This window comes from Cryobacterium sp. 10I5, assembly GCF_035019865.1.
GTDB classification, from domain to species: Bacteria; Actinomycetota; Actinomycetes; order Actinomycetales; family Microbacteriaceae; genus Cryobacterium; species Cryobacterium breve_A.
The window spans coordinates 1-25,464 of sequence record NZ_JASJVI010000053.1; the positions used below are offsets into that span (position 1 = coordinate 1).

At 60.3% G+C, this 25,464-nt stretch carries 30 protein-coding genes; 25 read left to right on the forward strand and 5 right to left on the reverse strand.

Translation table 11 applies throughout. The features are described 5' to 3' along the window. Positions 1-164: 164 nt before the first annotated feature. Positions 165-602, reverse strand: coding sequence for a hypothetical protein (locus tag QN350_RS13095; RefSeq protein WP_323507939.1), 438 nt, complete (start codon positions 600-602; stop codon positions 165-167). Positions 603-935: 333 nt separating this feature from the next. Here QN350_RS13095 and QN350_RS13100 point away from each other — a divergent pair, with 333 nt between their 5' ends. From QN350_RS13100 to QN350_RS13110, 3 genes are read left to right on the forward strand one after another with little or no spacing between them, the layout of a single operon-like run. Further along, a complete protein-coding gene (locus QN350_RS13100; protein ID WP_323516499.1) occupies positions 936-1,292 on the forward strand; it encodes a helix-turn-helix transcriptional regulator in 357 nt (118 codons plus the stop codon). A gap of 52 nt (positions 1,293-1,344) precedes the next feature. After that, positions 1,345-1,542 (forward strand): hypothetical protein, encoded by a 198-nt coding sequence (locus QN350_RS13105; protein ID WP_323516501.1) that lies wholly within the window; start codon positions 1,345-1,347, stop codon positions 1,540-1,542. A 10-nt stretch (positions 1,543-1,552) separates the two neighbouring features. Next, on the forward strand, positions 1,553-2,158 hold the full coding sequence (locus QN350_RS13110; protein ID WP_323516505.1) for a Fic/DOC family protein: 606 nt from the start codon (positions 1,553-1,555) through the stop codon (positions 2,156-2,158). Positions 2,159-2,189: 31 nt separating this feature from the next. Here QN350_RS13110 and QN350_RS13115 read toward each other — a convergent pair whose 3' ends face one another. Beyond that, positions 2,190-2,567: a hypothetical protein gene (locus tag QN350_RS13115; RefSeq protein WP_323516507.1), complete on the reverse strand. Its 378-nt coding sequence runs from the start codon at positions 2,565-2,567 to the stop codon at positions 2,190-2,192. Between the two features lie 161 nt (positions 2,568-2,728). Here QN350_RS13115 and QN350_RS13120 point away from each other — a divergent pair, with 161 nt between their 5' ends. The 4 genes from QN350_RS13120 (at position 2,729) to QN350_RS13135 (ending at position 5,199) form a co-directional block, all read left to right on the forward strand. Continuing rightward, positions 2,729-3,310 carry a TA system antitoxin ParD family protein gene (locus QN350_RS13120; protein WP_322138206.1) on the forward strand — a complete coding sequence of 194 codons (582 nt, stop codon included), beginning with the start codon at positions 2,729-2,731 and terminating at the stop codon, positions 3,308-3,310. Positions 3,311-3,533: 223 nt separating this feature from the next. Then, positions 3,534-4,148 (forward strand): nucleotidyltransferase domain-containing protein, encoded by a 615-nt coding sequence (locus tag QN350_RS13125; protein ID WP_323516509.1) that lies wholly within the window; start codon positions 3,534-3,536, stop codon positions 4,146-4,148. Further along, positions 4,148-4,561, forward strand: coding sequence for a hypothetical protein (locus tag QN350_RS13130; RefSeq protein ID WP_323516511.1), 414 nt, complete (start codon positions 4,148-4,150; stop codon positions 4,559-4,561). Before QN350_RS13125 ends, QN350_RS13130 begins: the two co-directional genes overlap by 1 nt. Positions 4,562-4,767: 206 nt before the next feature. Then, entirely contained in the window at positions 4,768-5,199 is a 432-nt protein-coding gene (locus QN350_RS13135) for a hypothetical protein (protein ID WP_323516513.1), read from the forward strand. Between the two features lie 350 nt (positions 5,200-5,549). Here the strand turns inward: QN350_RS13135 and QN350_RS13140 are convergent, their stop codons facing one another. Continuing rightward, on the reverse strand, positions 5,550-5,690 hold the full coding sequence (locus tag QN350_RS13140) for a hypothetical protein (protein WP_323516515.1): 141 nt from the start codon (positions 5,688-5,690) through the stop codon (positions 5,550-5,552). Between the two features lie 80 nt (positions 5,691-5,770). Here QN350_RS13140 and QN350_RS13145 point away from each other — a divergent pair, with 80 nt between their 5' ends. Further along, positions 5,771-6,406 (forward strand): hypothetical protein, encoded by a 636-nt coding sequence (locus tag QN350_RS13145; RefSeq protein WP_323516518.1) that lies wholly within the window; start codon positions 5,771-5,773, stop codon positions 6,404-6,406. A gap of 142 nt (positions 6,407-6,548) precedes the next feature. Here the strand turns inward: QN350_RS13145 and QN350_RS13150 are convergent, their stop codons facing one another. Next, on the reverse strand, positions 6,549-6,779 hold the full coding sequence (locus QN350_RS13150; protein ID WP_323516523.1) for a hypothetical protein: 231 nt from the start codon (positions 6,777-6,779) through the stop codon (positions 6,549-6,551). Between the two features lie 551 nt (positions 6,780-7,330). On the opposite strand from QN350_RS13150, the gene QN350_RS13155 reads away from it, so the two are divergent. The 10 genes from QN350_RS13155 (at position 7,331) to QN350_RS13200 (ending at position 16,807) form a co-directional block, all read left to right on the forward strand. After that, positions 7,331-7,519: a hypothetical protein gene (locus QN350_RS13155; protein WP_323516526.1), complete on the forward strand. Its 189-nt coding sequence runs from the start codon at positions 7,331-7,333 to the stop codon at positions 7,517-7,519. A gap of 189 nt (positions 7,520-7,708) precedes the next feature. Continuing rightward, positions 7,709-8,116 (forward strand): very short patch repair endonuclease, encoded by a 408-nt coding sequence (locus QN350_RS13160; protein WP_323516529.1) that lies wholly within the window; start codon positions 7,709-7,711, stop codon positions 8,114-8,116. 117 nt (positions 8,117-8,233) lie between these two features. Further along, positions 8,234-8,473 carry a hypothetical protein gene (locus QN350_RS13165; protein WP_134404526.1) on the forward strand — a complete coding sequence of 80 codons (240 nt, stop codon included), beginning with the start codon at positions 8,234-8,236 and terminating at the stop codon, positions 8,471-8,473. Between the two features lie 193 nt (positions 8,474-8,666). Then, positions 8,667-9,974: a DNA (cytosine-5-)-methyltransferase gene (gene dcm, locus QN350_RS13170; protein WP_323516532.1), complete on the forward strand. Its 1,308-nt coding sequence runs from the start codon at positions 8,667-8,669 to the stop codon at positions 9,972-9,974. A gap of 3 nt (positions 9,975-9,977) precedes the next feature. Next, on the forward strand, positions 9,978-11,246 hold the full coding sequence (locus QN350_RS13175) for a type II restriction endonuclease (RefSeq protein ID WP_323516533.1): 1,269 nt from the start codon (positions 9,978-9,980) through the stop codon (positions 11,244-11,246). Further along, positions 11,239-13,026: a DEAD/DEAH box helicase gene (locus tag QN350_RS13180; RefSeq protein ID WP_323516536.1), complete on the forward strand. Its 1,788-nt coding sequence runs from the start codon at positions 11,239-11,241 to the stop codon at positions 13,024-13,026. The genes QN350_RS13175 and QN350_RS13180 overlap by 8 nt, the downstream gene beginning before the upstream one ends. After that, positions 13,023-13,463 carry an EcoRII N-terminal effector-binding domain-containing protein gene (locus QN350_RS13185; protein WP_323516538.1) on the forward strand — a complete coding sequence of 147 codons (441 nt, stop codon included), beginning with the start codon at positions 13,023-13,025 and terminating at the stop codon, positions 13,461-13,463. The genes QN350_RS13180 and QN350_RS13185 overlap by 4 nt, the downstream gene beginning before the upstream one ends. 3 nt (positions 13,464-13,466) lie before the next feature. Further along, positions 13,467-15,125 carry an ATP-binding protein gene (locus tag QN350_RS13190; RefSeq protein WP_323516541.1) on the forward strand — a complete coding sequence of 553 codons (1,659 nt, stop codon included), beginning with the start codon at positions 13,467-13,469 and terminating at the stop codon, positions 15,123-15,125. Positions 15,126-15,137: 12 nt separating this feature from the next. Beyond that, positions 15,138-15,995 carry an HNH endonuclease gene (locus QN350_RS13195; RefSeq protein ID WP_323516547.1) on the forward strand — a complete coding sequence of 286 codons (858 nt, stop codon included), beginning with the start codon at positions 15,138-15,140 and terminating at the stop codon, positions 15,993-15,995. Positions 15,996-16,216: 221 nt separating this feature from the next. Beyond that, entirely contained in the window at positions 16,217-16,807 is a 591-nt protein-coding gene (locus tag QN350_RS13200; RefSeq protein ID WP_323516564.1) for a recombinase family protein, read from the forward strand. A 194-nt stretch (positions 16,808-17,001) separates the two neighbouring features. Here the strand turns inward: QN350_RS13200 and QN350_RS13205 are convergent, their stop codons facing one another. Continuing rightward, positions 17,002-17,523 carry an aminoglycoside phosphotransferase family protein gene (locus QN350_RS13205; RefSeq protein WP_323516549.1) on the reverse strand — a complete coding sequence of 174 codons (522 nt, stop codon included), beginning with the start codon at positions 17,521-17,523 and terminating at the stop codon, positions 17,002-17,004. A 269-nt stretch (positions 17,524-17,792) separates the two neighbouring features. On the opposite strand from QN350_RS13205, the gene QN350_RS13210 reads away from it, so the two are divergent. From QN350_RS13210 to QN350_RS20015, 7 genes are all read left to right on the forward strand, one after another. Continuing rightward, a complete protein-coding gene (locus QN350_RS13210; RefSeq protein WP_323516552.1) occupies positions 17,793-18,086 on the forward strand; it encodes a hypothetical protein in 294 nt (97 codons plus the stop codon). Further along, complete coding sequence (locus tag QN350_RS13215) at positions 18,073-18,741, forward strand: hypothetical protein (protein ID WP_323516554.1); 669 nt, start codon at positions 18,073-18,075, stop codon at positions 18,739-18,741. The genes QN350_RS13210 and QN350_RS13215 overlap by 14 nt, the downstream gene beginning before the upstream one ends. A gap of 196 nt (positions 18,742-18,937) precedes the next feature. After that, positions 18,938-19,726, forward strand: a complete 789-nt coding sequence (locus QN350_RS13220; RefSeq protein ID WP_323516556.1) for a TnsA-like heteromeric transposase endonuclease subunit — start codon at positions 18,938-18,940, stop codon at positions 19,724-19,726. A gap of 4 nt (positions 19,727-19,730) precedes the next feature. Further along, positions 19,731-21,770 (forward strand): Mu transposase C-terminal domain-containing protein, encoded by a 2,040-nt coding sequence (locus QN350_RS13225; RefSeq protein ID WP_323516558.1) that lies wholly within the window; start codon positions 19,731-19,733, stop codon positions 21,768-21,770. Beyond that, positions 21,770-22,807: a TniB family NTP-binding protein gene (locus tag QN350_RS13230; RefSeq protein WP_323516559.1), complete on the forward strand. Its 1,038-nt coding sequence runs from the start codon at positions 21,770-21,772 to the stop codon at positions 22,805-22,807. The genes QN350_RS13225 and QN350_RS13230 overlap by 1 nt, the downstream gene beginning before the upstream one ends. Positions 22,808-23,977: 1,170 nt before the next feature. Beyond that, entirely contained in the window at positions 23,978-24,934 is a 957-nt protein-coding gene (locus tag QN350_RS20010; RefSeq protein ID WP_416347735.1) for a zinc-ribbon domain-containing protein, read from the forward strand. Positions 24,935-24,941: 7 nt separating this feature from the next. Then, a complete protein-coding gene (locus tag QN350_RS20015; protein WP_416347734.1) occupies positions 24,942-25,394 on the forward strand; it encodes a PA14 domain-containing protein in 453 nt (150 codons plus the stop codon). Positions 25,395-25,464: the final 70 nt, after the last annotated feature.

Below are 25,464 nucleotides of genomic sequence, written 5' to 3' on the forward strand. Positions count from 1 at the left end.
CAGCGCGCGCGGTTGCGCCGCCGGCTCTGGCCGGGGCCGCGGCGCTGACGGCGGTGCCAGGGACCGGCGGTGGTGGCGGTAGTGCGTTGCCCGGGAGCGTCCCACGGCCCGGCACGCGTCTCTCGTGCCCACGAGCGGGACGAGCTCGGCGATGGTGGCGTCGATCATTTCTCGGTGTTCTTCTCGCTGCTGTTGGTCGAGAGTTGATCCAACAGAGCCGAGAGTTTTCCCTGGATCGAGATCACCTGCCGCGCGGTATCCAACTCGCCCGAGAGCCGGAGGTTCTCTCGCCGCAGCCGGGCCGCGTCCTTCTCCGCGACGCTGGCCGGCGGCGCGCCCGCCGGCCGCGCCAACGCGACCAGCACCCCCTTCTCGCGCTGGTCTCGCCACGCGCTCACCAACGAGGTATAAAGCTTCTCCCGGCGCAGAAGCGCGCCGCGGCCCTGCCGGTCGAGACGGTCGTACTCGGCCAGAATGTCGCGTTTGTATTTGGCCGTGTAGGTCCGCCGCCGAGCACGCTCGGGAACCTGGGGATCGGGAACATCTTCCATCCCGACAGCCTGCCCGGTCGAGCTGGGTCCTGCCATCACTGTGTTCATCAAGGGGAAATCCTTCCCCGCCCTCTACGACACTATTCGGGACGATCCCGGTGCCTTACCCAAGGTTGACAGAGAGGGCCATCGACCGTCTCGTGGACGCCGGCGTTCTGACTCAGATCACGGCCGGGCGACGGAACCGGATTTGGCTCGCGCCGGACGTCGTCCGGGTCCTCGACGAGTTCGCTGCCCGAGCGAAGCGGCGCCCATAGTCCGGCGAGGAGCGCACGTACACGACGGCGGAGGTCGACGAGGAGCTAAGACTGGATTTTTGACTGACAAAGCGCCCAATAGCTGCCACTATTGACAGTTACACCTGTCAAACCGAGGGGAGCAACCATGGTCACCGGACGTTCACCGGCACGCACGCGTCTGCTCAAGGAGCTCGGCTCGAACATCTCCCGTTGGCGGACACTCCAGGGCCTCAGCGCCACGGTACTGGCCGAGCGTGCCCACATCACACGGGATACCCTTCGAGCTATCGAGACCGGCACAGGTGCTCCCCGCATCGACTCGCTGCTCGCGGTGCTCTTATCGCTTCACATGGCCAACACCGTCGTTGCGAGTACCGACCCCTGGAACTCGCTAGCGGGACGAGCGTTGATGGACGAACTGATCGGCACGCCAAACGAGCGGCGGTGGATGACCGAACCACCCGATGGGCCGATCCCGATCGCACGCCGCGACGACCGCTAGACGTCCGAATTCATTCCTCATCTGCACACCGAGCCAGGCCAAGGAGGCCGTCATGAGCGCATCGGCTGCTGACAACAGCGCCGCGTCCAAGGCTCGCCAGCGTGCTGTCGAGGACGCTGTGCATAGCGGCGAGATGGAAGGCCTCAGCGTCGGCGACGAGTTCACTGCAGACGCCGCCGAGTACGCTCGTGGCGCCATAAGCCTCACTGAGCTAGGCCGCCGAGTCCGTGCGCGCAATGGCGTTGCCTGAGCCCGCTGACGTGTTCGTCGACCCGTATGTAGACCCGGCGACGGGGATACTGCGCAACCGGGTCAGCGCCACGGCACAGGTCATCCTCGATGCACACGAAGCCGAGCTCACAGCGCTTGCTGCGATCGAGCTAGCAGAGCACCCGATTAAGCCAACAGGTGATCTTCATCAGCTGCGAGCTATCCATAAGCGGCTACTCCATGACGTCTACGACTGGGCGGGGGAGCTACGCACTGTCGATCTGCGCAAAGGTGGCAGCCCAGCTGCAGAGTTCTTCATGCCGGTCTCGCGCCTCGAGTCCGGCGCCGGGTTCGCCTTTCAGGAACTCGCCGAAGAACACTTTCTCCGAGGCTTAGAACCAGAGCAGTTCGCGACCCGTATCGCGCATCACTATGACCAGGTGAATTACCTGCACCCGTTCCGCGAGGGCAACGGACGGGCGCAACGGATCTTCTGGACGCAGATTGCCCAGCGGGCCGGCTACGAGCTGGACTGGGGCGGCATAAGTGGCGCAGCGAACGACCAGGCATCGAGGGAAGCGATGGAGAAGCAGGATCTCGATGGGCTTCGGGAAATATTCCGCGCGATCGCGAAACCAATTGGTGCGTCCAAGTAGTTCCAGCAGAGCCGTATCAGTTGGCAGCGACTCAGCCGGCATTGACGAAAGCGCGGGCCGCCGCCATCACGTCACGAACTCGGCCCTCGGCGATTACCTCTGCCGGCGCCGCGTCTCTGAGCTGGGTGTTCATGCCGATAAACCAGGCCCGTACGACCTCGTCGGAGTCGACCTCCGACAGCAGCTCGACGATCTCGAAGGTGTCGCGCAACAACTGCTGGGCGTGCATGGTCGGCTTCGCCTCGCCTGCGAACCATCGCGAGACTTGCCGCGGGGTCTTCCCCGTGATGACCGCGACTACATCCCGCCCCAGGACCTTCTGAAGGCGCGCCACGATCGACGGTAACGCCAACACAACTAATTCCTTGTGCGCCGAGCGCCGCAGCGGGCGCATTGCCGAGTTCGTCATACTCCTAGCGTACGAAGCAGCCAACCCAAGAGACAGGCCCGTTGATAAAGTTATCAAGCCGTCGAGTCGGGTACCCGAAGCCATGAAATCGTCATGATCTGAGGGAGCGAGCCAGCTTTGTCACGGCACCTTTTCCTGTCGGAATTTGCTACCGTCGCAGCATGAGCTCAATGATCCAGGTGCGAGTGGACCGCGACCTCTTTGAGGCCGCAAAATCAGCTGGCGCAGTTGTCAGGCGCAGCGCGGCCGAGCAGATCCGCCACTGGGCCCGGATCGGGCGCGAGTTTGAGAACGCCGCTCGGGTCGAAGCCACAGAGAAGACTCAACGCGCTGACCGAATGAAGGCCTTCGCCCAGCTGCGCGAGCTAGATGAAGCTCTCGAAGAGCCTGAATACGTGGAGACAGACCCGAGTATCCGCGAGATCACCAGGCGCCTGAACGCAGCCCTGGGCGAAACCCTCGTGGCGGCCCTGGCTTACTCGGACGATCCCAAGGCTTCGCACGGATGGGCCACAGAGGACGGTCTCCTGCCGCCCCGCGGATCCATAACCCGACTCGCTTTCGCCTACGAGCAGTGGCAGAAGATCGCCGCGGCCGAGGGTGAGCAAGTCGCCCGGCTATGGTTCGTCGGTGCCAACCCGCGGCTGGACAACGACACCCCTGCCAACGCGATCCGCGAAGGTCTGCTCGAGGAGGTCGGCGAAGCTGCGCGGGCTCTCGTCGACGATTCGTTCGCCGGGTGACGGCACTGCTGCGCCGATTCGGCATGCCCTAGCTACCGTCGAATAACTGCGGACAGCTCCAGTTCGACGTCTTCGCCTGCGACTGAGACCACGAGACGTGAAGCCGGCGTAAGGGCTCGTCCTCTATCCGAGAGTTCCCTGAACACTTGAGCCCTTTCGGTATCACATGTAACATGGAGGTATCAGCTTCACAGCCCGCTTGGAGGATTCGATGGATCTCGGGATGCCACTTGTCAGTGTCTTCGGTCGAACTGAGGGCACCGTCCTGACGGCCCTCGCGCGCGGGGATGCGTCGGTGAACGGCCGCCAGATCGAACGTCTCCTCGGCGGAACAGTGAGCATCAGAGGCGTGCAGGGAGCCCTAGCACGTCTGACCCAGACCGGGCTCGTGCTCGCTACGACCCGACAGGCGGAGACGCTCTACCGGGTGAATCGGGCGCATCTACTCTGGTCGACCGTGGAGACGGCGATTTACGCTTTGACCGAGCTCCGTCAGCGCATCCGCAATCTCGCCCGCAGCAGCGCCCCGGCCGGCACCGCTGTCATCCTCTACGGATCTGTCGAACGAGGTGAAGCCACGGCTGACTCCGACGTCGACCTGCTCGTCGTGTACCCGAACGAGATACCCGCGAGTCTCCGTGAGGACTTCGTCTACGAGTTGGGGCGAAACGTAGAGCTCTGGACGGGTAACCCGGCCCAGGTGATCCAGATCACCGTGGGCGGACTCGTGGAATCCGCAGGCCGCGGTGACGCGCTTGTCGATCTGTGGCTGAACGACAGCGAAGTCCTGATCGGTGAACTCCCGACAGTGCTCCCGACAGTGCTCCAGCACCAGTGATGGCACGCCAGACCTCCAAGCGCCAGAGCATGGACCGTGCCGCGATCCAGGCTCGGCTCGCAGACGCACGAAAGTTCCTCGATGCAGCGGAGATGTACGTCGAAGAGAACACCGTGTCTTCCTGGAAGGTGGCCGGCTCGAATGCGGTGCACGCGGGTATCGCGGCGTCAGACGTCATCTGCGGCGTTGTCCTCTCAGAGTGCTCCCGCAGCGGAAACCACATCGACGCCGTGGCCGTTCTCGTGGAAGCGACTCAGCCGGACACGGCGCCGCGCAAGCATCTCAACGCGCTGCTGGCTGACAAAAGCAGCTACCAATATGGAACCGCCGGTGTCCGCCAAGACGCTGCCCAGGCACTCGTCGAGCACGCCGCGAAACTCGTCGGGGAAGCAGAGCGTCGCGCGAAGCGATAGCCCACGAGCCGACCTGCGTCGCGTAGGCGACGAATCCGGCTAGAAGGGTCGCGCCTGCTTGGCTTCGCTTCGTGTCTGCCTGCTGGTTCCTCGCTGGGTGCCACGCTGATCCATTCGAGCCGGCAGCTCCCGAAAGCCCCGCCGACGAGGCCTTCCGCCTGTGGTTGCGCACCGAGACGGTCCACGGCAGGTGTTAGGTTTCAGCTGTGATCCTCTTCCTTTTTCTCTCAGTCCTCGCCGTGATTGGCTTCGGCGTTCTGGTTTTTATGGGGCTGCTCGGGTGGGCGGTGACCGGCAAGCCGAAGACGCCCGCCACACCGAAGACGCGAGTGTTCACGGCCGAGGGCGCACGGGCATATAACGCGCTCCGTGAACGGCGTCTCCGTGAGGAGATCAGCGAGCTCGAGTTCGTGAAGGCCGGCTATGACATCAAATGGGCCGACCTTGAATATCTGATGACCAGATACGAGATTTTTCTGCGTGATCTGTACACGAGGCAGCTCAACGGTGAGCTGGGTTCAGCGGACGTTTCAGAGGCTATCGCGACGCAAACGCGGTTGATGGCCGGTGGTTTCCCGTGCGATGAGTATTACGTGCCGAAGACGGCCGGCGGAAGCGTGGCCGCGGCCGGGGCGTAGACGTCGCTCACGTTCACGCTGATGCCGAAGGGCGAGCGCCACTGGCCTTGGTCCAGGCTGACCCCGCTGACCGTGCTGGGCCGCGAGAAACGGCAGCGGGTCGAAAACTCCTGAGCAATATTGCATCTCTGAGTAGCTCGACCAGGCAGTAGCAACTTGCTATGTGCCTTGTCGTGTACGAGTAGCGGCGCGCCCCTTGCGCAGCAGCGTCGCTTCCGCGTCAGCGCGTGCTTCCGAGACCATCTGGTCACGCACGCTCGGGTCGTTCAAGTCGCGCAACCGTGTCGAGCGCGGCGGCGTGCGCTCGATCCTCCCGGGCGTCGATGCGGTCACGGCGTCAGCCTATTGCTTCAGCCTCTGAAAGCGTCTTCAGCAGCAGCACGATCTTCCTCATCGGCGCGATCGTGGATCTCGGCGACTCGCTCGGCCATTCCAGGCTGCGCCAAAAGGGCGTCGAGGCGGTCGTTCCCATCGACAAAAGTCTTAGCCATGTTCATTCCTCAGAGTGCCGCGCGGAAAATATGACTTCAGTATCCTACGAAGAAGAAGTCACGGCGCGAAGGAGTCCCGAATGCCCGACGCAACGACCAACACCGAGGTCCAGAAGAGCCTCCAGGGCCTCCGTGATGCCGCCGAGGCACAGGGTCACGACGATAAGCTAGTGGTCAGCCTTCTTCGAGAAATGACTGACTTGATAACGAAGCGCCAGCCCCGTGGCGGCGCGCTCTCTGACCAGCAGGTCGCGTTCCTGATCGAGTCCGGAGATTTCACCGAAGAAGAATTCGCCGAGACCGAGGCCAGCCTCGCACGAGGCGACCTGGTAAAGCAGGAGCGCACGACACGGCTGGGGGTCATCATCGATTCGCTCAGTGTGGCCGAGGTTGCCGAGGTGCTGAGCGTCGACGCAGCACGCGTGCGCCGGCGCCAAGCCAAGGGCGACCTCTACGCTTTCCTGGCCGGCGGCAAGCGCCGCTACCCGCTCTGGCAGTTCACCGGCGATCCAGCGCAACCGGTCCTCCCGGGTCTCACGGTGCTGATACAGGGTCTCCCGGCAGACATGCACCCCGCGAGCATCAAGGGTTTCATGAGGACCCCACAAGAGGATCTGCGGGTCGACGGCGAACGGATGACACCGGTGGACTGGCTGATGCACGGCGGCGACGCACAGGCGCTCGTGGCCATCCTGGGGAGCTTCCTGCAGATGTGAGACCCCGCTCAGCGTTCGTGTAGACCAGGTGCCGGCTATCGGTTTCCGGACACGTGATTAGCCGACCCGGCCGTTCCGCTGACCAGCGAAAGATACTGATCGGCAGTCCAGCAAACAAGTTGAGTCGCAGACTCTGACCGTTTCAGCCAGCACGCTCGACCATCAGCATCGTCCCGGCTTGCTTGCCGAGCCTGAACCGGCGACCAAGTTCGGGTCCACCAGGGACAACAACCTCTACGAGTGCCTCGATCTCAATCTTCTTGTCGGAGGCGGACGGAGTGACCTCTCGGACCCGGTACCCGGTGCCGTCCCAGAGCGTGACCAAGTCACCAATTCGAACCTCGGCAGCGGGGCGTTGATCAGAGTGTTCCATGCTCCAAGCATGCCCTGCTCTGTGAGTCGGCCTGCGCCACGACCGCCGTCGCCATGGGCGGCGGTCGCCCGCGTGGCGGCCAACCCTCGAAAATCCGTGTTGTACGAATCGTCCTCGGACGCGATCACGCCCAAATCCTTGCCGACGGCCGTTGCGTTGGCTGCCCGCTCAAGCCCGATCAAAACGTTTCTCAGAAAAGAATCTGCACGCTCCGGTCCGAACGATTGAAACGGCGCGAGTGCGACAGCGATACCTGTCGCGGCTTTCGCATCTCTAATGACGTCATCGACCCAGTTGGAGACGGCCGCCCATTCGTCCACGGCCGGCTTCCGGGCCAGCATCACCCGGAGTGAGCCACTACTGCTAAGGATCCCGCCACGGTATTCAGCGGTGTTCGCGTGTCCTCCGAATCAGAAACCAACTTCATGCACGGAAGTCCAACACGCAACCAAGTGGTCGCATTCACTTCCGATTGCGCGGCTTATGCTCCGGAATCATTGGCAGATGGCTACATCCCGCCAGAGCATGCGATCAGCGCTAGCGTGAGAGGTATGGAGACTCAGCCTTACATGATCGTCGCGGACCCTAGCGACCCCGACTCCAAAGTCGTGGTCACTGAACCGAGTGGGCGTGTGTTGCACATCCATCGAGAGGACGCCGACCCCGAGCACCGCTTTACGGCGTACCGGCTCGCCGCGGGCTGGTTCGGCAACCTGCCCGCCGGATACGAGGCCGACTAAAGGCTCAATCAATGACCACTGGGATTCGGTTAGAGAAGCGGTGCGAGACCCTAAGATCGTCGCGGCGACGACAAGACCACGCGCGACGCTGAGCCTCGCGATCACCGGTTGTTTTCGGTCGGCGTCAACAGGCGCTCTGTGGATAACCGCCCAAGGCCACTCCACGGGTCAACGGCGTACCCTCAATTCATGGTCGACGTACTGACTCCCCAGCAGCGCCGTCTCAATATGTCGCGCATTCGTTCTGCAGATACAAAACCCGAAATGGTGGTTCGCCGACGGCTGCATGCACTCGGTTACCGGTACCGGCTTCACGTTCGGGACCTCCCTGGCTCGCCAGATCTCGTATTCCCAAGGCGAAAACGGGTGGTGTTCGTGAATGGCTGCTTCTGGCACATGCATTCGTGCCGATTCGGTCAGGTTAAACCTGCAACCAACTCCGAATTCTGGGAGCAGAAACGGCTCGCCACAGTCGCGCGAGATGCTCGAAATCGAGCGGACCTAGTCGCCAGCGGGTGGGGCGTGATGACTGTGTGGGAGTGCCAATTGCGCGACCTTGGTGCGGTCGAGGATTCTCTCGCGCGATTTCTCAGATAGCGGTGCGGAACAGCTTCAGTTGGAGCTCATGGCAATTTCCCGACTGTAGTTTGTACATACAATCAACGAAATCGCATAGACGGTGTGTGGATTCTGATTCATAAGGAGACGACCTGGATGTTCGACCTTTTTACAACTACCGGAGTCTTCTTTACTTACAGTGTCCGCATTCCTGATCAATCCAAGATGCAACTAGTTCAGCTAACAGTTGAATCTCCGTACACCGACAAAGCAAACGTTCTCATGGTGAACGTCGCAACGCTTGCCACCGTGGGCAGGTCTGTTGAAACAACGCTGATCGAACACGTCGAACACTACGAAAGAATCGCCGCATCAGAGGCGTCAAAGAACGCCTGACGTGGCATCCACTCCACTCCGGGCAATCCGCGTTCCTAACGAGACTTGGCGATCTGCTTAGCAGCGCGGCGTACAAGACGGCGAGAGTGATATTGCACTAATTCGGCGTGCGCTAATCTCAAAGTTCATATCGAATTAATGTTCGATCGGCGCGCCTTCGAGCCCCAGGTCAAAACCCTGACAACATGTCAACATGACGCCACATTCTCCCGAGCAGGTCCAGACACTTCTCGCCCACGCGCTGGAACGGTTCAAGAAGACCGAGCTGGCCGCAGCCCTCGGCGTGGACACCCGCACCATTGCCAGATGGGCGACCGGTGAAAACGCCCCGAAGCCCTTCGTCGGCGCGGCGCTGGAATCGCTGCTGACGCCGTCCTCTGTGCAATTCCACGAGAACCCGGACTTCACGTTCATCGACGCATTCGCCGGGATCGGTGGAATTCGCCAAGGCTTCGAAAAACATGGCGGCGAATGTGTGTTCACGTCGGAATGGAATGCATTCTCCAAGAAGACGTACACGGTGAACTTCGGTGACGGGCACGAGTTCATCGGGGATATTGTCGGCCAGCAAGGCATCGTCCCAGCCCATGATGTCCTCCTCGGCGGATTCCCCTGCCAGCCGTTCTCCATCGCCGGCGTAAGTAAGAAGAACTCACTCGGACGCCCTCACGGCTTTGACGACCCGACCCAGGGGACGCTGTTCTTCGAACTCAAAGAGATCATCAAGACCACCCGCCCTGCAGCGTTCGTACTGGAGAACGTGAAGAATCTGAAGTCCCACGACCGGGGCCACACCTTCGCCGTCATCATGTCGGTACTCCGGGATGAATTGGGCTACGACGTATACGAGAAAGTGATCGACGGTGGGCACTTCACCCCACAGCACCGTGAGCGCATCATCATCGTCGGGTTTGCACGTAAGACCGAGTTCACGTGGGACGACCTGGTCCTGCCGGAGAAGACGAGCCATAAGCTCGGGGACATCCTGCACCGCACCGACGGCACCGAGCCTATTCTGCCGCATGACGGCGACAAATACTTTAACCACGCAGAAAGAAAGGTGAACGATAAGTTCACCTTGACGGAGAATCTGTGGACATACCTGCAGAATTACGCCGCCAAGCACAAGGCCGCCGGGAACGGGTTCGGCTTCGGGCTCGTCAACTCCGAAGGCCGTACCCGCACCCTATCCGCCCGCTACCACAAGGATGGCTCGGAGATCCTGGTCGAGCAGCCAGGACAGCGTCCGCGCCGGCTCACGCCGCGAGAATGCGCCCGCCTCATGGGCTTCGATGACTCCTTCGTCATCCCCGTCTCGGATACCCAGGCCTACAGGCAGTTCGGCAACAGCGTGGTCGTGCCCGTATTCAAAGAAGTTGCCCGAATCATGAAACCGCACCTGATGCAGGTCAAGGCGATCCTCGATGCCGAGCAGGCCGACCTTGAAGCCGCCGGCGCACATGAAGACTCTGCCAAAACGGCCGCGGCAGCAGCAGCCTGAGCCGTGATCAATATTGGGGACTACTTCGAGGGCTTCGCCGTCAAGGTCCTGGCCGACGTCGACGTCAACAAGCTCTCCTCCAACCAGCACGAGTTCAACGGAAGCAAAGGATTCCGGGAACTCTTGGGCACGCCTGTGGGCAAGAATTACCTGCCGACAAAAATGGCGTATCTCGATGATGAGCTGGAGGAGATGCCGGAGCTCTTTGAAACGTCCCTGACTTGGTACGACACTCGGGAAAAAGACGAAACGAGGGGACCGGAGTTCCGGCTCCTGTATCTGTCGGAGGCCGACCACGTTATCTACCGCGCCACGGCCGGGGACGTGCTTTTTCTCGCGAAGGAAAAGGACGGGAACCTAATTCTTGTGATTGCCCAACAAGGATCGACGATCCTGCGGCAGTTGCAATGGATCTTCGACGTCCAGCGAACCGACGAAGCCCTGTTCGTCGCCACCGATATGGACGAACAGCCCGGTCGGGAGGAAATGGCCAGCGAGGAACTCCTCGCCCTGCTCGGCATAGAAGTGACCCTTGACGACGACAGCCTCCTCGACTCAATCCTTCGGCACTTCAACAAAACGATGTGGCCGTCCACTCTGGAATTCTCTAAGTACGCCCGCTCTATGGTCAAGTACTCCGAACCGGTTGAGGATCCGGATGGGACCCTCATGTGTTGGGTGAGCATGGAACACCGAATGTTCCGCACTCTGGAGAAGCACCGCATCAGTGAATCCATCGCAAACGGCTTCCTTGGACAAGACGGAGGGGTGGACGTCGACGCATTTCTCAAACTGTCTCTCTCCGTCCACAATCGCCGAAAGTCTCGGGCCGGACTGTCTTTGGAGGAGCATATTTCTGCCATCCTGAGCGCCAACGACGTTCGGTACGTAAAGAAGGCCAAGACGGAAGGTAAGAAGGAACCCGACTTCCTGTTCCCCTCCAAAGCTGCTTATGACGACCGGACATTCCCACCCTCGTACCTGACGATGCTGGGCTCCAAAACCACGCTAAAAGACCGGTGGAGGCAGGTGCTCAATGAGGCAGACCGGATCCCGAAAAAACACCTGCTCACGCTCCAGCCTGCCATTTCCGAGGACCAGACAGCCGAGATGAAGGCTGAAAACCTCCAGCTCGTCATCCCACGCGAGTTACACAGCCAGGGATTCAGCCGTGAGCAGCAGCACTGGCTTATGGGACTGGATGATTTCATCATCGAGGTCCAGTTCCGTGAACGTTTAGCCATCCGCCGCGAACGGTCCGCCCATGGCTGAGTGGAAAGTCCAGGATGCCCAACTCTTCGTGAGCGAGCAAACCATCTGGCGGCCCGCCACTGTGCAGGAAATTGCCAGAGCGGCCGCTGGCCCCAGCCAGGACATCCATCAGGCCACGAAACTGCGCTTTGGCCGAATCGCACTGGCCCCGGTTGTGGTTCTTCGCGGAGCGTTGCCAGATATGGCCCGTGTATGTGTAGGTGTCCGACGGGGCACGGTGTTTATCCCTGTTCCCGGCGCGGATGCCCAGGGCGTCATCCACGACTCCCGTTGGCATCCGCTGGACTTGGCCGCAGTCCGAGCCTGCTTCGCGTTGCTCGACAAACACGCACTGGACCAGGATTCCGGGATCTCACTCGGCACTTACCTAGCAGTGAAGGCCGACGTCTCCGGGGCCGGGCTGGTAGTTGATGACACTCGATCTGATGACAGGCTCTTGCCAGCTACGGTAACCAGAGATTTCAGGGCTCTGGGTCTCGGGATCGACTTGTTCCCCTACCAGCAAATTGGCGCAGAGTTCCTGGTAGCAATGGCCGGACGCGGCGTCGGCGCGTTGCTGGCGGACCAGATGGGCCTAGGCAAAACCGCACAGGCGATCGCCCTGCTGCTGGACCAGCGCGACCACGGCCCATCACTGATCGTTTGTCCCGCGTCGCTGCTGCGCAACTGGTCTCGGGAAATTGGACACGTGGCTCCGGCCCTGACGGTCCTTACCCACGCAGGTCCGCTTCGCAACGGCGTGGCAAGCGGCTTGGTCGGATACGACGTCGTCATAACTTCCTACGAAACCTTGGTGAGCGACCTCAGCTTCCTCAGCGACATTGCATGGAACGTTCTCGCTTTGGACGAAGCGCAGATGATCCGCAACCCTGAGGCGGGCCGCTCCCAAAGCGTCAAATCCCTGGACCGCCGGGTCTCTCTGGCTCTGACTGGCACACCGGTGGAAAACCGTCTGCTTGACGTGTGGTCCATTGCCGAGTTCGTCGTCCCGGCACTGCTTGGCGTCAGGGAAGCGTTCGAAGAAGCCTTTCCTGATGAACTCGAACGAGCCGAATCTCTGGGACAAATCATCGCTCCGGTCACCCTCCGGCGCCTTGTCGCGGACGTCGCAACCGACCTGCCCGAACTGATCAACATCGAAACAGCCTTCGAGCTGACCCCGCACGCGACAAGCCGCTACACCCAGACGGCGGACGCCAGCGCTGGCCCCCTCGCAGCCATCACGGCACTGCGGGTCCTGTGCGCCCATGCAGACGGGTATGGCTGGGACCCCGGAGAGACGATCTCCCCCAAAATCGACCACACCCTGCGAATCATCTCAGAGGCATTCAGTAGCGGGGAAAAAGTCTTGGTCTTTGCCTCGTTCCAACGAGCCCTGGACGGGATCTTCGAGGCCGTGAAGACCGCGCGCCCCGAGGCATTCCTAGCCGTTCTGGATGGAAGGGTCCCGGTATCGGACCGCCAAACGATCATCGACCACTTCACCGCGTTCCCGGGTGCGGGGGCCCTGTTCCTGAACCCCCAGGCGGCCGGCGTCGGGCTCAACATCACGGCAGCGAACCACGTCATCCACTTCAACCCCGAATGGAACCCGGCGGTGACCAGCCAAGCCACGGCACGCGCCCACCGCAGAAAACAGACCCTGCCGGTCACCGTCCACCACCTCTTCTACGAAAACACCGTGGAAGAAGATGCACTCCTGCGCGCTGACTGGAAGCGCGCCCTCGCACGGCACGTGGATGACGGGGCGGCCATCACTAAAGAAGGACCCACAGGATGACACGGCTTGGAGAAGTTAGAAAACTCCTCAGCGCAAACGATCTCGGCCTGACTGGGGCCCACCAAGGAGGGATCACCATCCCGAAGAATCCAGACATCCTCGCGTTCCTTCCCCCTTTGGACGCCACGGTCTACAATCCTGACTTCTGGATGACCGTCGCAACCCCGCAAACGGGACAGCACTGGCCGCTGCGCTACATCTACTACAACAGCAAGACACACGACCAAGGAACTCGCAACGAGTACCGGCTGACTCACACCACCCAGATGTTGCGCGCCCTATCAGCGTCGGCGGGAGACGTGCTTGCGTTCCGGCGCAACGGCTTCGGAGACATTGAAGCCGTGCTCCACGAGGCCGAAGACTTGGCCGCGCCAGCACCGACGGAAAAAGTACTGCGCAATGGATGGCGCATGATCATTATCGACACGAAGGACTGAAACATGGCAAAGAAAACGAAGATTGTCCTTCCCGACACGACGCGGGTCATCGAAGGTTTCCGGGATACCGGATATACCTTCGAAGCGTCGATCGCTGACATCGTCGACAACTCGATCGGCCCCGGCGGCGCACAGAATGTGTCTATAAGCATTGGACTGGACTCAGAGAACGAACCCATCGTGGAGGTCGCCGACGACGGTGTCGGGATGGGCCTCGAGGGCCTAGAAAATGCTATGAGATACGGCGCTGACAAGCAACAGAACCCGAACAGCCTGAGCAAGTTCGGCCTTGGACTGAAGACAGCATCCACACAGTTCTGCCGACGCTTGGTCGTGGTCTCGCGTCCCCTCAATGCCGAACGGCCCTTCGCAGCGGCGTGGGACCTTGACACGGTGGCAGAAACCGGGCTTTGGGTCTTGGAACACGATGTCGCCGACGCTACCGAAGCCGCGGCACTCGACAATGCTTTGGACGAGCTGTCTTCCTTCTCTGGCAGTGACGCGGCAGCCGGCACGGTGATCCTCTGGGAAAAGATCGACCGACTCCTCAGGACCCGAAACGGCAAGGAAGCAAAAAACCGCCCCATCGCCATGAAACGCAGCGAAGCGACCCTGCGCGAGCACCTCCGCATGGTGTTTCAGCGTTTCCTTGACCCGGAGGACATTAGGGCCCGCAACGTCAACATCTACCTGAACGGTGACAAACTCCTTGCCTGGGACCCCTTTGCCGAAGGCGCAGGTGCCGGCGGGGACATGGTCAAGGAGCAGAAGTTCACTTTCCAGCTCCCCGAAGGAGGCCAACACACCGCGTTACTGCGCGCCTTCATCCTGCCGCGCAAAGACGAAGTTGAAGATCTTCAGGTATGGAAGAAAGCCGACGTATCGCTGGCACGTCAAGGAATCTACCTGTACCGGGAAGGCCGGCTCATCGACGGGCCCAGCTGGCTCGGCACCGGAGCGGCCGAAACACACATCAACAACCTCAGGGTCGAGCTATCCTTCGATGCCCAGCTTGACCCCGTGTTCGGGGTTGGGATCAAGAAGTCCGGAGTCCACATCGATGAAACACTCATTGAGCAGCTAACCGACATCCTTACACCGCTCCGGCGTGAAGCCAACAAGCGTTCCCGGGCCGGAAACGCAATAACCGCCGCCGGCGGTTTGACCGGTACCCGGCCGACCGAGATCACCTTGGGCCGGCTCAAAGGCAACCTCACCATTCCGACCATCACCGCGGGTTCCGACGGTGCCGTTGTGATGGTGAACAAGACCGGCAACGTCCAAGTCATCGGAGCCGATGGCAAACCGTCCGGAATCATCAACGTCACCGTGGAGGACGAATTCGCCTCTATGAACGTCGTCCGCCGCGAATCCCTCAAGGACGGTGTGCTCTGGGACATGTCCCTCTCAACCAACAACATCCTCCAGGTCGAACTGAACGCCGGGCACGACTGGTACCAAAAGGCCTACCTCCCGGTCGCGTCCAACAGCACCATGGCCCAGGCCATCGAGTTCCTCTTCTATGCGATGGCCCAAGCCGAGCTCGACGCCACCAACGCTGAATCCCAGGAAATGTTCGAAGAAATCCGCGTCGACATCAGCCGTAACCTGCGCAAACTCGTCAAGGACCTGCCCTCCCCTAGTACACCCGACGACGCCTGACCCGACCTATCCGTGAAGCACACCGTAGAGAACACGCTCGCGCAACTGGGCGCCATCACCACGCTGATACTGGAGCCCTGCATGATATCTCAAGCTGGCATTGCCGGGACGGGAGCACGCCTTGCCGGCATTGAGGCCGGCCGCGGACTGGTCATCGCCCTGTCGCGGACAATGACCAGTGCCGCCGCGACCGTAATGCCTGAGGAGTCCGCCGGCGCGCTCGTTCGCCAGCTCGGGCGGTGGGCCCAGGACAACCCTGACACGTGGCGGAGCGCCGTCGAGGAAATCTGCGCCCAGGACGTGGCACTAACAATCACCGTCAACCATGAAATGCTCGATGACCCGCGAGAACCGCCCGCCGGCCTCTGGCGGGCCTTCGGAATCGAGTGTTGGGCACGGATCCCGGCACAGACACCCGACGAGATCACCCGCAGTCTCATCAGTGTGGCGTCCCCCGCTCTAGCCTTGGCGCTGAACGGGCTCCTCGAACAGGACGAAGGGACGGAGTTGACCTCCTTCGACCCACTGCCCGAAGGTGCGGTGAGCACTGTCAAAGTGAACCGCTACGAACGCAACCCAATCAATCGCCTGCGTTGCATCAGTCACTACGGCGCCAAATGTTGGGTCTGCGGACTCGACTTTGGAGAACTCTACGGTCCGGCCGCGGCGGGTTTTATCGAAGTTCACCACCGGATCCCTGTCTCTGCAATGGGCCCCGGTTACCTAGTTGACCCAATCCGCGACCTCGTGCCACTCTGCAGCAATTGCCACTCGGCCGCGCACCGCCGAAACCCTCCGTACCAGCCATCGGAAATACGTGAGCTCCTCCGACTGCCACCAAAACTTCCATCGCTACCTGCGATCCTCTGAAATCGAAGTTCAGTGCGACGGATGTCGGATGTCGGATGTGAAAACGCTTTCCCACATCGTTCAGGGCGATTCCCATGACTGCCGCTGGGTGGCGCGAGAATCGCCCTAGTTCGCTGTCCATCAGGGTGTACCCAATTGAGCAGGTCCAGATCGCCCGAAATTTGCGTCAATCAGGGTGGCTGTCCTATATAATTGCACAGAAGCGACGGGGGATCTTGAACATGACTGGACACAAAGGACAGGTCGTTGGCTACGTGCGAGTTAGCGCCGCCGACCAGAACGAAGTGCGGCAGGTAGAAGCGCTCGGCGCGGTGGACAAGATGTACTCCGAAAAGGTTTCGGGCAAGAACGCCCATGAGCGGGCACAGCTCCAGGAGATGCTCGCCTACGTGCGAGATGGCGACAAGGTGCGCGTGAAGTCACCGGATCGCCTCGCACGTTCGACGACTGACCTTCTCGCACTCGTCGAACAGCTCAAAGCGAAGGGAGTCGCGCTGGAGTTCGTCGACAATCCCGCTCTGAATTCAGATACCCCTCAGGGCGAGTTCATGCTCACGGTTCTCGCCGCGATCGCCCAGCTGGAGCGCAAGACCATCCGCGAGCGACAGGCAGAGGGCATCGCCATCGCGAAACGGGACGGAAAATACGAGAGGGCTCCGAAGCTCGCACTGGACCAGATCGCACAGGCCCGCGAGCGGATCGACGCTGGAGTGCCGAAGGCGTTGGTGGCCCGCGACCTCGGGGTGTCGCGCCAGACGCTCTACGCCGCACTGAACGGCTCAGGGAAATACGCTGCGTTGACGGGAATCTAGAGCAGTGTTTCCTCGCACGGACAAGGGCAAGCACCTCTGCCCGGAGTGTGGCGGCAGCTGCCGGCCGGAGACGTTCTTGGCCGCCGGGCGTTCGCGCGGACGAACCCCGTGCGCGGCCTTAGTCGCTTTCCGCGCTCGCACACAACTCATCCGCGCCCAGGTCGACACTCGCCGTCGTCCCGTACGGGGAACGCTCAGCGGACGACGGAATCCCTCTTACTATTCGGCTCGTGTTCCGCAAAGATCGCCACCAACCTTCGGCAGCGCTCGGGGTCGGTGGTGAGGCCATTGTCCAGGCCCCACAGCCAGTAGTCCACGCTGCGGTACAGTACCCATTTCCATGCCCGTTTGCGGTCGAGTTGTGCCTCGCGGACGACGGTGTCGAAGTGGAACAAGACTTCAGCATCATCTTTCATCTCGTCCAGCCGAGTCCACAGGATCCGGGCAAGGTCGTATTCGATGTCGCCGCGAAGTAGTACGGGGTCTACGGCCAGCCATGGCTCTCGTGTTCCAGCGAGGACCTGGTCGAAGTGGAGGTCGGCGTTGACAGCGTCATCGTGCGGAGTGGAATTCAGATCCCGGGCCATGGTGAGTGTTCGTTCGAGGATGGACCGATCGAAGGGCTGGTCAAGCCGTTCCCATTCCGCAGCAAGCATGGGGCTTCGGGCAGCGACCACATCCGCCGTGGAGACCGCGGTCGCGATGACATCCAACACCGTGTCGAGGAACTCCTCGGCGGCCTTGGGGTGAGCCGGCGCGTCAGTAGTGCTACCGCAGCAGCGTCCAGTTCTGATTTCGAAGGCTCAAGGGATTGACGTCGCCCAGGTTGGTAATTATTATTAACGCATCGAATTGGTTTGCATCATAGGGAGCAGCCATGGATTCGCTAGTGCACGCAACGACTGGCCACTTCATTGTGGTGACGGAGTCGAGTAGTCGATACCTCATTGATTTCGGTCGCCAAATTCTCGTTCGTCTCCCGAAAGTGGGCGACGGGCTGTACGAGACGATGCGGGGCGACCGCCACCCGGTCCAGCTGCTTCACCTAATGGAATGCGTTGTTGTTCGAAGCATGTGGCTGAGAATCAACCTTGGCGTTCCGGGTGTTCTGTTCACAGACCGGACGACATCAACGGTGGTTGCCATCGTCGAAGTCCCCGACGATATCGGTGGTCAGGAACTTAATTTATTGGTCTGTGTACTCAGCCAAGGCGCTGAGCGGGTCAACGGTGTTCCGGAGGCGCTCGCGGGGGAGGCTGGGCCAGATGGAGACTGTTGACGAGCTCACTGGTGACGAGGGCGGCATCTTGCGCGTGACGACCCTCGGTAGTACCCACATCGTCAACCTCATGCGGGGCACCATCACCCGCATCCCAGGCGTCGGACGGAGTGCCAGCATCAACGATGTTGAACGCCCACTGCGCACCCTTGACGCATGCAAAGTCGGTGAAGTCGGGCGGTGGACGATGATTTCAGACGACTACCTCACCGAGTGCTACTGGCATCACACCTCGACTATCCAGCGCATCGAACGCCTCACGGGGATGGAGCTCGTGAAGGCGACTGCTGAGGTCGCGCTCCAAAATATCGCTGCCGGCGACGGCCTGTTCACCGCTTCTGAGGTCGCTGAGATGATTGGCGAGAGCGACGCGCCTGTGCGCCAAATGTTTACGTCCGGCCAACTCATCGGTCTCACGTGGAAAGACGAGCTGGCCTTCCCTGGGTGCCAGTTCGGGCCCGACCATGATCAGGTCGCGGCGTTCGTCCAGCCGCTCATTGCCGCCGCTGCCGAGTTCGGCTACTCACTCCGAGGCTTGACGTTTTGGCTCTACTCGCCGACGACGTACTTTGGTGGCGCGCGACCAGTGACGTTCATTGACGACCCAGAGGCGCTGGAGTCAGCCTTTCGCGCACAGGTGGGTGTCGAATGGTGACGCAGGGAGTCTCCCTTGACGAATTGGCCGAAGTCGGGCTTGAACCGGTGCGCGCCCAAGCGATGGGCATCACACGCGCTGAGAATTCGACACGCCGACCATCTCCTGCGAGACCGCGTCAACACGGGTGTACTACTGGGAACGTGAGCGGCACTCAATTTCGGACGCACTTCGTTGCAGGGCAATAGGTATCCCGATGTCGGGCGCACTGGTAGCCAACGCGCAACTGACTCAGGCGCCGGGAACAGACGCCCCCGATGTAATCCTCTCGTCGACCATTCGCTGGTTCGATTCCCAGAAGAAGAAACACGCTGCCAGGCCCACCCCCGCTCTCCTCCACGAGCACTTCGACACGAACACAGCGAGTCGTGTCGGCGCGAAGTATCCAGGGCGACGTAACTTCCACGGCAGCTACTGGTTTTCCGGCACCGCACAGCATGTGAAATTTGAATCCGGATTCGAGCAGACAGCGCTCATGGTCCTCGATTTCGACGGTGACGTAGCGGGAGTCGCCGCCCAGCCCTTCCTCATCGACTTCGGGAGCAAGCAAACGCCATCTACTCACGTCCCGGACTTCTTCTTCGTTCGCCGAGACGGGACGCAAAGTGTCCTCGACGTTCGGCCCGACATTCGGGTGGACGAGAGAGCAAAAGCGTCATTTCTCGCTACTCGCGAAGTTTGCGAAGGCATCGGATGGAACTACGACGTTTTCGCTTGGATAGAGCCCACCTACCTCAAGAACATTCAATGGCTCGCGAGATACCGCCACCCGCGGAATGCGCCTCCGGTCGAGTTCGAGCTCCGGCTGCTTGACTATTGCGCGCAACCGCGACGAATCAGCGACCTTGCCGCCGCATTTCCGCAGTGCAATCCCGCTCGAGTCCTTGTCTGGAGCTATCACCTTCTCTGGCGCCGAGCCCTCACCGTAGACATGCGTGCACCGCTGTCACCGCAACATCTCATTCAGGCGGTGCAGTATGCCTAGACAGGTGCAGCTCGGCAGCGAGCTCACCCTCGACGGAGATAACTACCTCGTTGTTGAAATTGCGAACTCGACGCTCACGCTGCGGAACCTCGAAACTCGCGACCGTCGGCATATGCACATCACCGAGCTCTTCATGCGCGGGCAACTGGAATCGACAGAAACAGTGCCGATAGCAAGCGACGCAGACATATCTTCAGTCGCGACCATGAATCAGAAAGCGAACGACGATGCCGAGTTCTGGCGCGAGCATGTTGAGGAAGTGCTCTACGGGCGCAGATATTCGGCCGAACCGAGCGAGAAGACGCGGGTCAGATACGACCCGGGCGTGCGTGCTCTATATCGTCGTATTGAATCGAAGGTCACTGAACTGTCGCGGCCGCCGTACCGGCTGAAAGTTTCAGCGCGGACAGTCCGGCGGAAAGTCCGTCGATACGAGACTCTGGGGTTCGCGGGTCTTGTCGACAAGCGGCTACTCCGCACCGAAGGGCCACTCAACCGCGCAGACGAGCGCATCGTGGAAGTCCTGCAAGACGCAGTGGAGGACCAAACAAACCGGTCCAGCGTCACCCGAGGCAAAGTCATCGGCGACGCGGTGAAAGTGCTCCGCCGGCGATACGGCAACGACTTGAAACTCCCGCACATCTCGACGATGTACCGGTATCTGGACGAACTCACCGCCGGAAAAGAGACCTTCGGGCTGGCCACATCTCGACGGTCACGCGCCCGAAGCCCCAAGCACACTTACGGGCAACTCAGGGCCACTCGACCAGGAGAATACGCGCAAATCGACTCGACGAAGATGGATGTACTTGCACTAGATGAGCAGGGCAGGACTTGCCGCGTTACCGTCTCCATCATCATCGACGTGTTCACATGCAGCATCATCTCGTTCGTGATGCGTCCCGAGGCATTGAAAGGCGTCGACCAGGCGCTGCTTCTCGCTCGAGCATTCGTGCCGGCGCCTTTCCGACCACACCACACTGAACAGATGAAAATGGCACAGTCGGGCCTCCCCTTCGAACACTTGCTCTCACTTGACGAGAGATTCGCAGATGCGCTCGCGATGCCGTACATCGTTCCCGAGACCATCACAACCGACAACGGCAGCGACTTTTTGACCCCCACATTTACTTCCGCTTGCGCAAAGTACGGCATCGCCATTTTGGAGTCGGCAACCTACTCGCCAACTGACAAAGCCAAAGTTGAAAGAACATTCGGCAGTATCAACAGCCTGTTCACTCAACACCTCAACGGATACGTCGGCAACTCGCCAGGAAACAGAGGCTACAAAGTTGAAGGACAACGCCTGTACTCCATCGTGACCTTGCAAGAAATCTTCGAAGAGTGGATTGTCCGCATCTGGCAGAACCGCCCCCACCGGGGATTGCGCGACCCGCTCGCACCATCAATCTTGTTGACACCAAACCAGATGTACACGGCGTCTATCGGTGTGTCGCCAAGCCTCACACTCCCCGTTTCGGAGTCCGACTACATCGAGCTGCTCCCGTCGACCGCGCGCACCATTCAAAGAGATGGAGTGCACATTGGCAATCGCGTATACGACTCCGAACAGCTGCATCCATTCCGCGCGACGAAATCGCCACGAAAATCAGATAAGGGGAAGTGGGAAGTCCGATTCGACCCATACAGCCCAGCCGTGGTGTGGGTGCGGAACTACGAAAAGGCCACATGGATGGAATGCGGTTGGAAGAATATTGACAGCTTCAACTCACCCTTCTTCACCGAAACCTGGCAATCCGCGCGCGAACTGGCCCGGGCGCAAGGACTGGGAGGAAGCGTCGACCACATCGTTGCGCTCCAACAGATTCTTGAACGCCGGGAACCAGAACTTGCAAAGGCTGCCACAAAGAAGGGGCGGAAGGAGACTGCCGACAAACTGGTTGCGCGTGACTATGTGCCTCGCCCGGAGGCTATGGCAGTGCCAAGACGCGAAGCTCTCAACCGGCTGCCGTACGTTGACCGAACCCTAGCGATAACAGGCACGAAACCCGACGGGTTAATGGATGGGAACGAGTCGCTCTAATGAAACTGCTTGATGCTTCTCCAACTGAATCCGTCACTGATCTGCCCACGCTGGAGGCGCGCCTGAGACGAATCTCGAACAGGCCGAGAGTCTTGACAGCGGAGGAGTATCTGCGACTGAGCGGTGAGGAGAGAGAGGTGTACGACGACGCTCGAATGCTTTACCTCAACCGCGACCTAACCGTGGACACTCCGGCTGTCAAAGCCGCGCTGACTGATATACGGCGCCTGCTGCTCACAAACTACGGAAAGCCTGCAGGGCGACACGGGCTGTTGCTCAGCGGGCCTTCTCTAGTTGGAAAGACGCACACAGCCTTCGCGATTCTCCACGCTGCCATGAATCGGTATTTGGCTGACTATCCGGAGCCACGCGCCGAGGGAAGGATACCTCTCGTTTACCTCGAGGTTCCGGCCGTCGCAACGGCGAAGTCCATGATGCAGCAGTTCTGCAACTTTTTAGGAATACCCAGAGGCCCCAGGTACACGCTCGAAGAACTCACCTATATGGCGACCCAAATCATGCTTCGAGGAAAGACAGCCCTCATCGTTGTCGATGAGGTTCACAATCTAAGTTCCACATCGAAAAACACCAGAGACGCCATCCGTGCTCTCAAAGGCCTTTCGAACGTGCTCCCTGCCACGTTCATCTACTGCGGTCTGAACCTCGAAGGGAACGACCTACTCACAGGCGACGAAGGAATGCAGATTGCAGGGCGGTTCACGCTCCGCCGGATGTTGCCGCACTCATACGGCTCCTCGGATGCTCGTGACAATTGGACATCGACTGTTGAAGCGTTTGAATCAGGGCTCGGCCTAATCAAAAGTGAGGGGCGATGCCTTGAGGGTGAAGAAGAGTACCTCTTCAGCAGGACCAACGGGTCCATCGGCTCTCTCGGGTTTCTTCTGCGAGCGGCGGCCATCGAATTGCTCTTCGCCGACTCTATCCACGAGCACGGCGAGGAGAGAATCACACGCGAATTGCTGGACTCAATCCCTCTAGATATCGCCGCTGAACGCGGAGCAATCGCTGAAAGCTAACTGATGATGACGCAGATGGGTGAGCTTCCAATGCGGACGCGAGTCCGTCACCTCGAAACCGTAGATAGCTTTTGGGACAGGCTTAGCCACGCCAATTCAATTGAATTTCTGACCCATTCGCGACTCGAACACGGCAGACGTCAAGTTGTCGATGGTGCCGAGGATGCGGAGAACGATTTCGTAAATTCAGTGGAAGACCTCGGGAAGCTGCCAAGGGGTTGGTTCGAACGCCAACGTTTGGCGGCGAGCCCAAGCTGCTCGGCTCACGTGTGTGACTGCGCGGCGCTCCTCGGCGATAGCTTCTTCCTTTGCGTTCTTTGCGCCGCGGGTGTGAGCATCGCCCAATGCGCACATATCGGCGGATTCGTGTGTTCTCAGCACAACCGTTGGGTAGGGCCCGGCACTGACACGTCATCTCAGATTTCCGTTGACGCTTTCCCAAGCTACCGCCGTGCTAACCAAACCCTGGCCCACCTTGCGCGCCTTCCCAATTTCGATACCTACCAGTTCACGACGCTTTGGAGAGTTGTCTGTTCATGGGCAGAAATCGACGGACACAACGAGGCTTTCCCGCTCGCAGCGCACCCAAAATACGACCGTGAATCTCACCGGTATGCGGAGACATTCCCCACAACGGTAGCGCTCCTGAAACAGCTGCTTTCCGGGCGATTCTTGACAAGCCTCCTAAGCCCGACCAACACCAAAACCGATGTGCTCGACCTGTTGGGCGAAGTGCTGGTCCGGGAAGTGCGCGGCCCCACCGGCAGCTTGGCGGAGGAGCTGCGAATCTGGTTGCGCCCAACCTTCTTCCGGGTGGCGACCGCGACGCGGGATGAGCCAGACGGGAAACGGGAAGCTGCGTATCCGGTTGAAAAAGTCTGGAGGCATGACCTATGCCTGGACGGTATCGACTACTCGGCTTGGCCACAGCTTCGCTCCGGCGTGACGCCAGGATTCCCGGAATTTAACAGCCCTGACTCCCCAATGCATATTGAACCTGTGTACACACGCATGGATAAGCCGAGCGCCTATAGTTCCTTGCGCAACACGCGGGGCGATTTGCGCATGGAGTTTTGGTGGCACGGCCTCGGCCGGCCCTTCGACACCCTCAGAAGCGGGGATAGGGGAAACTGCACCTGGATTTGCCCTAACGGGCATGTAACCACATCCATGTGCGAGGTGAAAGTAGCAGCGGCAAAGGCGGTCTGTGCATTCTGCAACCAGAAGCGTCCAATACCCGGGCTGAGCGATTTGGAAGCGACGCACCCGTTCACGGCGAGGTTCTGGAATCCGATTCGCAATGCGCCCCGCGAAATTCACACGGTATCGGCTGGCTCAGCATATGACGCTTGGTGGCGCTGTCCAGACCGAGGTCATGAGTTTCAGCGACCCGTCTACCAGTTCGTCGTTCATCCAAGCTGTCCAGGGTGCAGAGACCCCCATCGATACCGTGCCGTCATAGATGTTCGCTCGAAGTACCCACAGTTCGCTCGGCAATGGGACCCCGAAAGAAACTCTTCGCCAGAACCGCCACCACTGGTAGACGAGTACCGCAACGTGGTTTGGTGGATTTGCGATAAAGGGCATCCCTTCAGCTCGACGGTTCGCGACCGACAACGGCGAGACGGCAACTGCCCAATCTGCACCTCAAGACGCTTGCTGCCCGGGGTAACTGACCTGGGGGCCGTGTACCCATCGATTGCATTCGAGCTTCACCCAACACTTAATGATGGCCTGCGTGCAGAGAACATCTTTGCCCATTCGCAGAAGAAGCTCTGGTGGCTCTGCCCAAACGGGCATGAGTACCAATGCGTTGTCGCGGTCCGAACCCGACACTGGGTTGGCTGCACAAAATGCACAGGCAGACGAATTGTTGAAGGCGAGACAGACCTCGGAAGCGCAGTTCCAGAAGTTGCATCCCGGTGGCATCCGACGATGAACGGGGCACTCACGCCTGCCGACGTGCACCCTGGCTCAGCTCAAAAGGCTTGGTTCACGTGCCGCTGTGGGAAACCGTACCAAACCGAAATCCGGATGATGCGCCCTGACAGATACTGCCGGAAATGCACCGACTATCTCCGGTGGCACGCTATTGCAAGGCGCGAGGGTGTGGGCGCTTCGCTCTAGAGTCGAGATGTGGCTGACTCGACCTGCCACGTACTTCGACAACGTCAGCTTGGCGGGCACGCCCAAGGCCTACGGGCTTGGCATTGGCACTGCCGATGGTACAATCTCGAGAGACTGGGGTCTGTCGGCTCCGATCGCCAATATTCCGGCTGATGGTTGGTCACTGCCGCTGACGGGTCTGGTCACGTTCCCGACAGGCAACGTATATCACCTGCAGACCCAGGCGGACGACGGAACCCGGATCTGGATCGACGACAACCTTGTCCTTGATGACTGGAAAAACGCGGCCTCCCATTGGTCCCCGGACGGCAACGTAACAGCGACAGCCGGCCAGACATGCCGCATCAGGGTGGAGTACTTCGATACCGCTGCCACAGCCAGCCCCCGGTTGTACTGGACGGGGCCTGGCGTCGCGCGCGGTTCCGGTGAGCTCATCCCCATGAGCTCGCTACGCTGTTAACGCCGACCGAAAACAGGGCCAGAAACGCCAACTGAAAATAGGGCCACCAACCATTATGGAAGGTGATCAA

Excerpts from the sequence above, each read along its gene's own strand:
- QN350_RS13100 (WP_323516499.1), top strand. The coding sequence starts at position 936 with ATGGTCACCGGACGTTCACCGGCACGCACGCGTCTGCTCAAGGAGCTC.
- QN350_RS13105 (WP_323516501.1), top strand. The coding sequence starts at position 1,345 with ATGAGCGCATCGGCTGCTGACAACAGCGCCGCGTCCAAGGCTCGCCAG.
- QN350_RS13115 (WP_323516507.1), bottom strand. The coding sequence starts at position 2,567 with ATGACGAACTCGGCAATGCGCCCGCTGCGGCGCTCGGCGCACAAGGAA.
- QN350_RS13120 (WP_322138206.1), top strand. The coding sequence starts at position 2,729 with ATGAGCTCAATGATCCAGGTGCGAGTGGACCGCGACCTCTTTGAGGCC.
- QN350_RS13125 (WP_323516509.1), top strand. The coding sequence starts at position 3,534 with ATGCCACTTGTCAGTGTCTTCGGTCGAACTGAGGGCACCGTCCTGACG.
- QN350_RS13130 (WP_323516511.1), top strand. The coding sequence starts at position 4,148 with ATGGCACGCCAGACCTCCAAGCGCCAGAGCATGGACCGTGCCGCGATC.
- QN350_RS13140 (WP_323516515.1), bottom strand. The coding sequence starts at position 5,690 with ATGGCTAAGACTTTTGTCGATGGGAACGACCGCCTCGACGCCCTTTTG.
- QN350_RS13145 (WP_323516518.1), top strand. The coding sequence starts at position 5,771 with ATGCCCGACGCAACGACCAACACCGAGGTCCAGAAGAGCCTCCAGGGC.
- QN350_RS13150 (WP_323516523.1), bottom strand. The coding sequence starts at position 6,779 with ATGGAACACTCTGATCAACGCCCCGCTGCCGAGGTTCGAATTGGTGAC.
- QN350_RS13155 (WP_323516526.1), top strand. The coding sequence starts at position 7,331 with ATGGAGACTCAGCCTTACATGATCGTCGCGGACCCTAGCGACCCCGAC.
- QN350_RS13160 (WP_323516529.1), top strand. The coding sequence starts at position 7,709 with ATGGTCGACGTACTGACTCCCCAGCAGCGCCGTCTCAATATGTCGCGC.
- QN350_RS13165 (WP_134404526.1), top strand. The coding sequence starts at position 8,234 with ATGTTCGACCTTTTTACAACTACCGGAGTCTTCTTTACTTACAGTGTC.
- dcm (WP_323516532.1), top strand. The coding sequence starts at position 8,667 with ATGACGCCACATTCTCCCGAGCAGGTCCAGACACTTCTCGCCCACGCG.
- QN350_RS13180 (WP_323516536.1), top strand. The coding sequence starts at position 11,239 with ATGGCTGAGTGGAAAGTCCAGGATGCCCAACTCTTCGTGAGCGAGCAA.
- QN350_RS13185 (WP_323516538.1), top strand. The coding sequence starts at position 13,023 with ATGACACGGCTTGGAGAAGTTAGAAAACTCCTCAGCGCAAACGATCTC.
- QN350_RS13190 (WP_323516541.1), top strand. The coding sequence starts at position 13,467 with ATGGCAAAGAAAACGAAGATTGTCCTTCCCGACACGACGCGGGTCATC.
- QN350_RS13200 (WP_323516564.1), top strand. The coding sequence starts at position 16,217 with ATGACTGGACACAAAGGACAGGTCGTTGGCTACGTGCGAGTTAGCGCC.
- QN350_RS13215 (WP_323516554.1), top strand. The coding sequence starts at position 18,073 with ATGGAGACTGTTGACGAGCTCACTGGTGACGAGGGCGGCATCTTGCGC.
- QN350_RS13220 (WP_323516556.1), top strand. The coding sequence starts at position 18,938 with ATGTCGGGCGCACTGGTAGCCAACGCGCAACTGACTCAGGCGCCGGGA.
- QN350_RS13230 (WP_323516559.1), top strand. The coding sequence starts at position 21,770 with ATGAAACTGCTTGATGCTTCTCCAACTGAATCCGTCACTGATCTGCCC.
- QN350_RS20010 (WP_416347735.1), top strand. The coding sequence starts at position 23,978 with ATGTGCGAGGTGAAAGTAGCAGCGGCAAAGGCGGTCTGTGCATTCTGC.
- QN350_RS20015 (WP_416347734.1), top strand. The coding sequence starts at position 24,942 with ATGTGGCTGACTCGACCTGCCACGTACTTCGACAACGTCAGCTTGGCG.